This is a genomic window from Pseudomonas agronomica (genome assembly GCF_025917275.1).
Classification (GTDB): Bacteria; Pseudomonadota; Gammaproteobacteria; order Pseudomonadales; family Pseudomonadaceae; genus Aquipseudomonas; species Aquipseudomonas agronomica.
In genome coordinates this window covers 1-9586 of the sequence record NZ_JAOSHO010000173.1, presented here as the reverse complement: position 1 = coordinate 9586, position 9586 = coordinate 1, and the positions used below count along the sequence as shown (strand labels likewise).

Sequence of the window (9586 nt, the reverse complement as noted above, 5' to 3'; positions counted from 1 at the left end):
GCAAGCTCCCTCGCCACGGGATAGTGCCTTCAGCGACTAGTAATCATCCCCACGTTCCGTCACATCTTTCTCCACACTCTGCGCATGCGGATCAAACCCCTGCGGGAACTTGCCCTTCAGGTTCCACGCAAACGCAATGATCTCGGCAATCGTGCGGTACAACTCTTCCGGGATGCTGTCCCCCAGTTCCATGCGCGCCAGTAGCTTCACCAACTCGGCATTCTCATAAATCGGCACCTCGCTTTCCCGGGCGATGCGCAGGATTTCCTCGGCCAGGGCTTCGTCGCCCTTGGCGGTGAGGGTCGGGGCGTGGTGGCCGTCGTACTTGAGGGCGATGGCCTGGCGGGGTTCTGTGTTCATGCGGTTTCGTCCACCCAGCGTTGTTCCAGCCGAGTCTTGGGGCCCTGGGGTGGGGTGCCAACGTGGCAATCGAGGTCGCCGACGTTCAACCCGCACGTCACCAGGCGTTCACGCAATGCGGTCAGGTTCCGTTCGATCAGGCTGGCGGTGTACGGTCGTTCTGCCCACAACTGGCTGGACAGGCTGCCGCTGAGCAACTGGGCCTGAATCTGCAGCGGCCCCAGCGGTTCCATGTCGAATGCGAGCTCGACCCGCCAAAGCTGCTGTTTCGGTTCCGGCTGTTCGCGGCGTTCGTCCGGCTGTTCCCGGGCGGCGGTTTCCTCACGCTGGAACTTGACCTGCAGCGGCACGATGTCCTGCAGGTTGCGCATCGGAATCTCCAATTGCCACGTACTCATCAGGCGACCGTCATCGGTCAGCCCGGTTTGCTCCAGGCTCGACAATTGATGGCTTTGCAGGCGCGACACGGCGGCGGCTGCCAGACGCAGCAGGTGCTCCAGGTCGCCTTCCTCATCTTGTCCCTTCAACAGCCGCGACGGCAACGGAAAACTGGTGGGTTGTGGCTTGGCGCTGACCTGGCCAAGCATCCCCAGGGCGCTGCGAACAAAGCTGGGCAGGGCCTGGGCCAGTGTGTTGGCGGCGATGATGGCAGAGAGGTTGGTGGAGGCGGGCAGGGCGGGTGTCAGCTGGGCGATCAGTTTCAACAGGTCGCCCTTGAGGTCCGGCGCCAGGCTTGGCGGCTGTCCGGCCAGGAGTTTGCTTTCGAGGAACGCGCCGCTGGCGATCATCGCCTGGGCCAGGCCTTTGGGTGTCATCAATTGCTGGATATCCGGCAGACCGGCCAGCAGGCGCGTCACGGCGGCGCGCAGCTCGGGGCCGGTTTCGTCGCTGGCGGGTAGGTTCTGCAGGGCGGTGAGCAAGCTGTCCAGCGAACCCTGACGACTCACCTGCGTCACCAGTTGCTGGCTCACCGCCAATTGTTCCTGGCGATTGCTCAAGGGCACGAATTTCAACGTCTGCGCGTCTTGCACTTGCGCACTCAGCAGCATGCCGATCCGCAGCGGCTGTGGACTGTCGATGTCCAAGGTACTGCCGGCCTGGGCGGTATTGAGCAGGCTCACCAGCGAGCGATACACCGCCGGTTGCCCTGGCAGTTGCGGCAAGGCCTGGCTGGTCAGCACCTTGCCTTGCAACAAGGTGCCCACGGGCAACTGGGCGGTGTCGATTCGGGTGAGGGTGGCGACACTGGAGGCGAGGGCCTGCTGCACGGTGATCGCCAGGTTGCTGGCGGACGGCTGGGTCACGGCCAGGCTGGTGCCCTGGGGCAATGGCTGGGTGCTGGTAGCTTGTACGGTGGCTTGGCGACCGCTCTCCAGCGTGACCTTGAGCAGCAGCTGGAACGTCTGGTCCGCCTGCTTGAGCGACAGCACCTCGGCCTGGGCCGTCTGGCCAGGCCCGATCAGCCCTTCGGCCGGTGCCAGCAACTTGAGCAATTCGCCCGTCACCGCCGGCGTTCGCGTCGTTGCCGTGACCTGGGGCAGCGGCGGGATGTTCATGTCGCCTGTCATTTGCGGTCTTACCTTGGAATCAGCCCAGAGGGGGCTTCACATGTATAATGCCGCCCGCGTTCCAGAGAGTGGCAAAAACCTTGCAATTGTTTGACGCAGCTCTGTGGAACAGGCCATCAATGCATCTATGCTGCACTACTTTAACGGCCGCTGCATGGCCGACTTGAACCGTATAAGGCCCGCGATCCCTTGACCAGTCCTCTCCTGCAAACCGTCGGCCTCGCCTGTGAGCGAGACTTGCGGCTGCTCTTCGAAAATCTCGAATTGAGACTCTCGCGTGGCGATATGGTGCAGATCAGTGGCCCCAACGGCAGTGGCAAGACCAGTCTGCTGCGCCTGCTGGCCGGGTTGATGCAGCCCACCGCCGGCGAGATCCTGCTCAACGGCCAGCCATTGCATAGCCAGCGCAGCGAGCTGGCGCGCAACCTGTTGTGGATCGGCCATGCCGCCGGCATCAAGGATCTGCTGACCCCCGAAGAAAACCTCAGTTGGCTCTGCGCCCTGCATCGGCCGGCCGGGCGCGAGGCGATCTGGCAGGCCTTGGCGGCGGTGGGATTGAAAGGTTTCGAGGACGTGCCGAGTCATACCTTGTCGGCGGGTCAGCAGCGCCGCGTCGCCCTGGCGCGGCTGTACCTGGACAGCCCGCCGTTGTGGATCCTCGACGAACCCTTCACCGCCCTGGACAAGCAAGGCGTGGCGCAGCTCGAAGAACACCTCGCCCGGCACTGCGAAAACGGCGGCATGGTACTACTGACCACCCACCACACCTTGGCCCGGATGCCCTCCGGTTATCGCAGCATTGACCTGGGGAACTGGGCGGTATGAGTGTCTTTGGCCTGTTGCTTGCCCGTGAAGCGCGCCTGCTGTTTCGTCGTCCGGCCGAACTGGCCAACCCGTTGGTGTTCTTCGCCATCGTCATCGCCCTGTTCCCGCTGGCGGTCGGCCCCGAAACTCAATTGTTGCAAACCTTGTCGCCTGGACTGGTCTGGGTGGCGGCGCTTTTGTCGGTCCTGCTCTCGCTGGACGGGCTTTTCCGCAGTGATTTCGAAGACGGTTCCCTGGAGCAGTGGGTCCTTTCGTCGCACCCCCTGGCCCTTCTGGTTTTGGCCAAGGTACTGGCACACTGGGTTTTTTCCGGGCTGGCGCTCGTGTTGCTCTCGCCGCTGTTGGCAATGATGCTGGGTTTGCCCGCCGCCTGCATGCCGGTGCTGTTGTTGTCGCTGCTGCTGGGCACGCCGGTGCTGAGCCTGCTCGGCGCGGTCGGTGCGGCGCTGACGGTCGGCCTCAAGCGCGGCGGCCTGTTGCTGGCCCTGTTGATCCTGCCGTTGTACATACCGGTCTTGATCCTTGGCAGCGGCGCTTTGCAAGCCGCACTGCAAGGCATGCCGGCAACCGGTTATCTGCTGTGGCTTGGGAGCCTGACCGCCCTGGCGATAACCCTGACACCCTTTGCAATAGCCGCTGGCCTGAAGATCAGCGTCGGCGAATAATAACGAGGCCTGGTCAAGAATTGACCACTTCCTAGGAAGGTAAAGGCCGACCCGGCGGTTCGCGATGCGAGCCGCAACCGTGATGGAAACTGCAATGAACTGGACCTGGTTTCACAAGCTCGGCTCACCCAAGTGGTTCTACGGCATCAGCGGCAGGTTGCTGCCCTGGTTGAGCATTGCCGCCCTGTTGCTGATCGGCATCGGCGTGGTCTGGGGCCTGGCCTTCGCACCGCCGGACTATCAGCAAGGCAACAGCTTCCGCATCATCTATATCCATGTTCCGACGGCGATGCTGGCCCAGTCGATCTACGTGATGCTGGCGGTCTGCGGTGTGGTCGGGCTGGTGTGGAAAATGAAGCTGGCCGATGTCGCCCTGCAATGCGCCGCGCCCATCGGCGCCTGGATGACCGCCGTGGCGCTGGTCACTGGCGCGATTTGGGGAAAGCCGACCTGGGGTTCGTGGTGGGTCTGGGATGCGCGACTGACGTCGATGCTGATCCTGCTGTTCCTGTACTTCGGTCTTATTGCGCTGGGCAACGCCATCAGCAATCGTGACAGCGCGGCCAAGGCCTGCGCGGTGCTGGCGATTGTCGGGGTCATCAACATCCCGATCATCAAGTATTCGGTGGAGTGGTGGAACACCCTGCACCAGGGCGCGACCTTCACCCTGACTGAGAAACCGGCGATGCCGGTGGAGATGTGGCTGCCGCTGCTGCTGACCGCGCTGGGTTTCTACTGTTTCTTCGGCGCGGTGTTGCTGCTGCGCATGCGCCTGGAAGTGCTCAAGCGCGAGTCCCGGGCCAGTTGGGTGAAAGCTGAAGTACAGAACAGCCTGGAGGCCGCTCGATGAGTTTTGCGTCATTCGGCGATTTCCTCGCCATGGGCCATCACGGCCTGTATGTCTGGTCGGCCTACGGCATTTGCCTGGCGGTGCTGGCCCTCAACGTGGCGGTGCCGATCCTGGCCCGCAAGCGGTATCTGCAACAAGAGGCGCGTCGTCTGCGCCGGGAGAACGGTCAGTGAATCCGCTGCGCAAAAAACGTCTTGTCATCATCCTGGCGATCCTGGTCGGCGTCGGCGCCGCGGTCGGCCTGGCCCTCAGTGCCCTGCAGCAAAACATCAACCTGTTCTATACCCCGACCCAGATCGCCAATGGCGAAGCGCCGAAGGACACACGCATTCGCGCCGGCGGCATGGTGGAAAAGGGCTCGCTGGTGCGCTCCGGCGATTCGCTGGACGTGACGTTCAACGTCACCGACTTCAACAAGACCGTGACCATCACCTATCGCGGCATCCTTCCAGACCTGTTCCGCGAAGGGCAGGGCATCGTTGCCCTGGGCAAACTCAACGCCGACGGCGTGGTGGTCGCCGATGAAGTGCTGGCCAAGCACGACGAGAAATACATGCCGCCGGAAGTGACCAAAGCCCTGAAAGACAGCGGCCAGTCGGCGCCCGCGCCCGCGAAGGAGGGTTGATCGATGACCACCGGCATTTTTATCCCTGAGCTGGGCCATTTGGCGATGATCCTGGCCCTGTGCTTTTCCCTGGTCCAGGCCGTGGTGCCGTTGCTCGGTGCCTGGCGTGGCGATCGCCTGTGGATGAGCCTGGCCCAGCCCGCGGCATGGGGGCAGTTCGCGTTCATGCTGTTCGCCTTCGGCTGCCTGACCTACGCCTTCATGACTGACGATTTCTCCGTGGAATACGTCGCCAGCAACTCCAACAGCGCCTTGCCTTGGTACTACAAGTTCAGCGCGGTGTGGGGCGCCCACGAAGGCTCCTTGCTGCTCTGGGCATTGATCCTCGCCGGCTGGACCTTCGCGGTGTCGGTGTTCTCCCGGCAGTTGCCCCAGGTGATGCTGGCCCGGGTATTGGCCGTGATGGGCCTGATCAGCACCGGTTTCCTTTTGTTCCTGATCGTCACGTCCAACCCCTTCGAGCGCATCCTGCCGCAAGTGCCGATGGATGGCCGCGACCTTAACCCGCTGTTGCAGGACATCGGCCTGATCGTCCACCCGCCGATGCTCTACATGGGCTACGTCGGTTTTTCGGTGGCGTTCGCCTTCGCCATCGCCGCATTGCTCGGTGGTCGCCTCGACGCCGCGTGGGCACGCTGGTCGCGCCCTTGGACCATCGTCGCCTGGGCCTTCCTCGGCATCGGCATCACCCTCGGTTCGTGGTGGGCCTATTACGAACTCGGCTGGGGCGGCTGGTGGTTCTGGGACCCGGTGGAAAACGCTTCCTTCATGCCATGGCTCGTCGGCACGGCGCTGATTCACTCCCTGGCGGTCACGGAAAAACGCGGCGTGTTCAAGAGCTGGACGGTGTTGCTGGCTATCGCAGCGTTCTCCCTCAGCCTGCTGGGGACGTTCCTGGTGCGCTCCGGCGTGCTGACTTCGGTGCATGCCTTCGCCTCCGACCCTGAGCGTGGCGTGTTCATCCTGATGTTCCTGTTGTTCGTGGTCGGCGGTTCGCTGACGCTGTTCGCCTTGCGTGCGCCCGTGGTCAAGAGCCAGGTCGGCTTCAACCTCTGGTCCCGGGAAACCCTGCTGCTGGGCAACAACCTGGTGCTGGTGGTGGCCGCGTCGATGATCCTGCTGGGCACCTTGTATCCGTTGGTGCTCGACGCGCTGTCCGGCGCCAAGCTGTCGGTCGGCCCACCATACTTCAACGCCCTGTTCATTCCGCTGATGGCGATCCTGATGGCGGTGATGGCGGTCGGTGTGCTGGTGCGCTGGAAGGACACGCCGGTCAAATGGCTGATGGGCATGCTCACGCCGGTGCTGTTGGGCACGGCTGCCCTGGCCGTGGTGGCTGGCATCGCCTACGGCGACTTCAACTGGGCCGTGCTGGCGACCTTCGTGCTGGCGGCCTGGGTGTTGCTGGCCGGCGTTCGAGACATCTTCGACAAGACCCGCCATAAAGGCCTGATCAAGGGCCTGCCAACCCTGACGCGCAGTTATTGGGGCATGCAGCTCGCTCACCTGGGCATCGCCGTTTGCGCCCTGGGCGTGGTGCTGTCCAGCCAGAACAGTGCCGAGCGTGACCTGCGCCTGGCGCCGGGCGAGTCCATGGACCTGGGCGGCTACCAGTTCGTCTTCGAGGGCGCCAAGCATTTCGAAGGCCCTAACTTCACCTCGGATAAAGGCACCGTGCGGGTCATTCGCAACGGTGAGGAAATCACTGTGCTGCATCCGGAGAAGCGTCTCTACACCGTGCAGAACTCGGTGATGACCGAAGCCGGCATTGACGCCGGATTCACTCGCGACCTGTATGTGGCGCTGGGCGAATCCCTGGGCGACGGCGCCTGGGCGGTGCGGGTCCACGTCAAGCCGTTCGTGCGCTGGATCTGGTTCGGCGGCCTGCTGACCGGGCTGGGCGGCGTCCTGGCGGCGCTGGATCGGCGTTATCGCGTCAAAGTGAAGACCCGGGTGCGTGAAGCCCTGGGTGCAACAGGAGCCACTGCATGAAACGTTGGTTGATGGTATTGCCGCTGGCACTGTTCCTAGTCGTTGCAGTGTTCCTTTATCGGGGGCTGTTCCTGAACCCGTCGGAGCTGCCTTCTGCGATGATCGGCAAGCCGTTCCCGGAGTTTTCCCTGCCCTCGGTGCAAGGCGACAAGACCCTGACCCGCGCCGACCTGCTGGGCAAACCGGCGCTGGTCAACGTGTGGGGTACCTGGTGCATTTCCTGCCGGGTCGAGCACCCGGTGTTGAATAAGCTCGCGCAGAACGGCGTGGTGATCTACGGCGTCAACTACAAGGACGTCAATGCCGACGCCTTGAAGTGGCTGGCTGAATTCCACAACCCGTACCAGCTGGATATACGCGACGAAGAAGGCACCCTTGGCCTGAACCTGGGTGTGTACGGGGCGCCGGAGACGTTCTTCATCGACGCCAAGGGCATCATTCGCGACAAGTTTGTCGGTGTGATCGACGAGCAGGTCTGGCGCGAGAAACTGGCCGCCAAATACCAGGCCCTGGTGGATGAGGCCAAGCCATGAAGCGCTGGTTAGCCGCTGCCGTCCTCGGCATGAGCCTGATGGGCGTGGCCCAGGCCGCCATCGATACCTACGAATTCGCCAACGACGCCGAGCGCGAGCGGTTTCGCGACCTGACCAAGGAGCTGCGCTGCCCCAAGTGCCAGAACCAGGACATCGCCGATTCTAACGCGCCGATCGCCGCCGACCTGCGCAAGGAAATCTTCCGCATGCTCGGCGAGGGCAAGGACAACCAGCAGATCATCGATTTCATGGTGGATCGCTACGGCGAGTTCGTGCGCTACAACCCGGCCCTGTCCTCCAAGACCGCGCTGCTCTGGTTCGGCCCCGCCGGGCTGTTGCTGGGTGGTTTCGTCGTTATTGCGGTGATCGTGCGCCGCCGCCGGGTGCAGCGTAGTGCCACCCCGGACACGCTTTCTGTCGAAGAGCGCCAGCGCCTCGACCAACTGTTGGATAAAACCAAGCATGATTGATTTCTGGCTCGCCGCAGGGCTGCTTCTCCTGGTCGCCCTGAGTTTCCTGTTAATCCCCGTGTTGCGTGGCCGCCGTGCCCAATTGGAAGAAGACCGCACCGCGCTGAACGTGGCGCTGTATCAGGAACGCGTCGCCGAATTGCAGGTCGAGCGGGAGGAGGGCGTGCTCAACGCGGCCCAACTGGACACCGGTCGCGCCGAGGCCGCCCGTGAACTGCTGGCGGACACCGAGGGGGCGGATGCGCCGCGCGAATCGCGCCTGGGCAAGCCGTTGCCGCTGCTCGCCGCCGTGCTGGTGCCGGTGCTGGGCCTGGCGTTGTACCTGCATTTCGGTGCCAGCGACAAGGTCGAGCTGACCCGTGAATTCGCCCAGGCGCCACAGTCGATGGAAGAGATGACCTTGCGCCTGGAGCGTGCGGTGGCCGCGCAGCCGGACTCCGCCGAGGGCTTGTATTTCCTCGGCCGGACCTACATGGCGCAGGACCGTCCGGCGGACGCGGCGAAAATCTTCGAACGCACCGTGGCGGTCGCGGGGCGCCAACCAGAGCTGCTGGGGCAATGGGCCCAGGCGCAGTATTTCGCCGATGGCAAGAAATGGTCGGACAAGGTCCAGGCGTTGACCGACGAGGCACTGAAGCTCGATCCGAAGGAAGTCACCAGCCTGGGCCTGTTGGGCATCGCTGCGTTCGAAGGCGAGCGCTATCAGGACGCGATCGATTACTGGGGACGCCTGCTGGCGCAATTGCCTGAAGGCGATAAATCCCGTGAAGCATTGCAAGGTGGTATCGCCCGTGCCACCGAGAAGCTCCAGGCCAGTGGTGGCAAGGTCGTCCAGGCGCCGGCAGCCAAGACCGCTGCGCTGCTCAAGGTTCGTGTCGACCTGGCCCCTTCGCTCAAGGCCAAGGTGCAGCCGGGCGACAGCGTATTCATTTTTGCCCGCGCCGTTTCCGGCCCGCCGGCCCCGCTGGCAGCCAAGCGCCTGACCGTCGCCGACCTGCCGGCCAGCGTCGAGCTGGGGGACGCGGATGCAATGATGCCGCAGCTGAAACTGTCGAACTTCCCGGAAGTCCAACTGGTGGCACGCATCTCCCGAGCCGGCCAGCCAACCGCCGGTGAGTGGATCGGTCACAGCCAGCCCTTGGCGAGCAGCACCCGCGCGCCGCAACAATTGACCATCGACAGTCCGGACCAATGACAGGAACACGCCCCATGACCGCCATCGCTCGTATCACCCTGCTCACGCTCGTCCTGGGCCTGAGCGCTTGTGCGGTCCAGCGCCCGCCCGAACCTTCGGCGCCGCTGCCACCCATCCCGCCCTCGACACCGAGTACCAAGCCCGTTCCGTCGACCGCGCCGGGTAAGCCGGTGACACCGAATAAACCGTCCAAGCCTGTGCCACGCACCTCCGCCAGTTTCGCCCCGCCGCCGGGTGGCAACAGCCACTGGGATGCCAAGCTCGGGGTCTATGTGCTGGATAACCAGACCAACACCTTCTACCGCCAGCGCACCTACTACCGCTGGAATAACGGCTGGAGCCGCTCCGTCAGCCCGAACGGGCCATGGGAAGACACCACCATCGAAGGTGTGCCGGCAGGGCTGGGGCAGAAGTTTCACTGAAGCCTTACTGTAGAACCCCATGGCGAGGGAGCTTGCTCCCTCCGGGCCCTGTAGGAGCTGGCGAAGCCGGCGATCTTTTAT

12 protein-coding genes are annotated in these 9586 nt (G+C 63.7%); 10 read left to right on the top strand and 2 right to left on the bottom strand.

Translation table 11 applies throughout. The features are described from left to right. Positions 1-36: 36 nt before the first annotated feature. Positions 37-360 (bottom strand): EscU/YscU/HrcU family type III secretion system export apparatus switch protein, encoded by a 324-nt coding sequence (locus OC610_RS14215; RefSeq protein ID WP_030141058.1) that lies wholly within the window; start codon positions 358-360, stop codon positions 37-39. Continuing rightward, positions 357-1928 carry a flagellar hook-length control protein FliK gene (gene fliK / locus OC610_RS14210; protein WP_264428513.1) on the bottom strand — a complete coding sequence of 524 codons (1572 nt, stop codon included), beginning with the start codon at positions 1926-1928 and terminating at the stop codon, positions 357-359. Before fliK ends, OC610_RS14215 begins: the two co-directional genes overlap by 4 nt. Positions 1929-2117: 189 nt before the next feature. Here fliK and ccmA point away from each other — a divergent pair, with 189 nt between their 5' ends. From ccmA to OC610_RS14160, 10 genes are all read left to right on the top strand, one after another. Continuing rightward, positions 2118-2753: a cytochrome c biogenesis heme-transporting ATPase CcmA gene (gene ccmA, locus OC610_RS14205; protein ID WP_030141056.1), complete on the top strand. Its 636-nt coding sequence runs from the start codon at positions 2118-2120 to the stop codon at positions 2751-2753. Continuing rightward, entirely contained in the window at positions 2750-3418 is a 669-nt protein-coding gene (gene ccmB / locus OC610_RS14200; RefSeq protein WP_039593066.1) for a heme exporter protein CcmB, read from the top strand. Before ccmA ends, ccmB begins: the two co-directional genes overlap by 4 nt. A 94-nt stretch (positions 3419-3512) precedes the next feature. After that, positions 3513-4268 carry a heme ABC transporter permease gene (locus OC610_RS14195; RefSeq protein ID WP_264428508.1) on the top strand — a complete coding sequence of 252 codons (756 nt, stop codon included), beginning with the start codon at positions 3513-3515 and terminating at the stop codon, positions 4266-4268. Next, positions 4265-4441, top strand: coding sequence for a heme exporter protein CcmD (gene ccmD / locus OC610_RS14190; RefSeq protein WP_042729135.1), 177 nt, complete (start codon positions 4265-4267; stop codon positions 4439-4441). The genes OC610_RS14195 and ccmD overlap by 4 nt, the downstream gene beginning before the upstream one ends. Beyond that, a complete protein-coding gene (gene ccmE, locus OC610_RS14185) occupies positions 4438-4893 on the top strand; it encodes a cytochrome c maturation protein CcmE (RefSeq protein ID WP_264428505.1) in 456 nt (151 codons plus the stop codon). Before ccmD ends, ccmE begins: the two co-directional genes overlap by 4 nt. Positions 4894-4896: 3 nt before the next feature. After that, positions 4897-6885, top strand: a complete 1989-nt coding sequence (locus tag OC610_RS14180; RefSeq protein ID WP_198797733.1) for a heme lyase CcmF/NrfE family subunit — start codon at positions 4897-4899, stop codon at positions 6883-6885. Continuing rightward, complete coding sequence (locus OC610_RS14175; RefSeq protein WP_264428503.1) at positions 6882-7418, top strand: DsbE family thiol:disulfide interchange protein; 537 nt, start codon at positions 6882-6884, stop codon at positions 7416-7418. Before OC610_RS14180 ends, OC610_RS14175 begins: the two co-directional genes overlap by 4 nt. Beyond that, on the top strand, positions 7415-7888 hold the full coding sequence (locus OC610_RS14170) for a cytochrome c-type biogenesis protein (protein ID WP_264428502.1): 474 nt from the start codon (positions 7415-7417) through the stop codon (positions 7886-7888). Before OC610_RS14175 ends, OC610_RS14170 begins: the two co-directional genes overlap by 4 nt. After that, positions 7881-9083, top strand: coding sequence for a c-type cytochrome biogenesis protein CcmI (gene ccmI / locus OC610_RS14165; RefSeq protein WP_264428499.1), 1203 nt, complete (start codon positions 7881-7883; stop codon positions 9081-9083). Before OC610_RS14170 ends, ccmI begins: the two co-directional genes overlap by 8 nt. A 14-nt stretch (positions 9084-9097) precedes the next feature. Then, the gene (locus OC610_RS14160; RefSeq protein ID WP_264428497.1) at positions 9098-9505 is read left to right on the top strand and encodes a hypothetical protein; all 408 of its coding nucleotides are present in this window, start codon (positions 9098-9100) and stop codon (positions 9503-9505) included. The last annotated feature ends 81 nt before the right edge of the window (positions 9506-9586 follow it).

Coding starts and splice junctions, on each gene's coding strand:
- OC610_RS14170 (WP_264428502.1), top strand. CDS start 7,415: ATGAAGCGCTGGTTAGCCGCTGCCGTCCTCGGCATGAGCCTGATGGGC.
- OC610_RS14160 (WP_264428497.1), top strand. CDS start 9,098: ATGACCGCCATCGCTCGTATCACCCTGCTCACGCTCGTCCTGGGCCTG.
- ccmB (WP_039593066.1), top strand. CDS start 2,750: ATGAGTGTCTTTGGCCTGTTGCTTGCCCGTGAAGCGCGCCTGCTGTTT.
- OC610_RS14215 (WP_030141058.1), bottom strand. CDS start 360: ATGAACACAGAACCCCGCCAGGCCATCGCCCTCAAGTACGACGGCCAC.
- OC610_RS14175 (WP_264428503.1), top strand. CDS start 6,882: ATGAAACGTTGGTTGATGGTATTGCCGCTGGCACTGTTCCTAGTCGTT.
- OC610_RS14195 (WP_264428508.1), top strand. CDS start 3,513: ATGAACTGGACCTGGTTTCACAAGCTCGGCTCACCCAAGTGGTTCTAC.
- OC610_RS14180 (WP_198797733.1), top strand. CDS start 4,897: ATGACCACCGGCATTTTTATCCCTGAGCTGGGCCATTTGGCGATGATC.
- fliK (WP_264428513.1), bottom strand. CDS start 1,928: ATGACAGGCGACATGAACATCCCGCCGCTGCCCCAGGTCACGGCAACG.
- ccmI (WP_264428499.1), top strand. CDS start 7,881: ATGATTGATTTCTGGCTCGCCGCAGGGCTGCTTCTCCTGGTCGCCCTG.
- ccmD (WP_042729135.1), top strand. CDS start 4,265: ATGAGTTTTGCGTCATTCGGCGATTTCCTCGCCATGGGCCATCACGGC.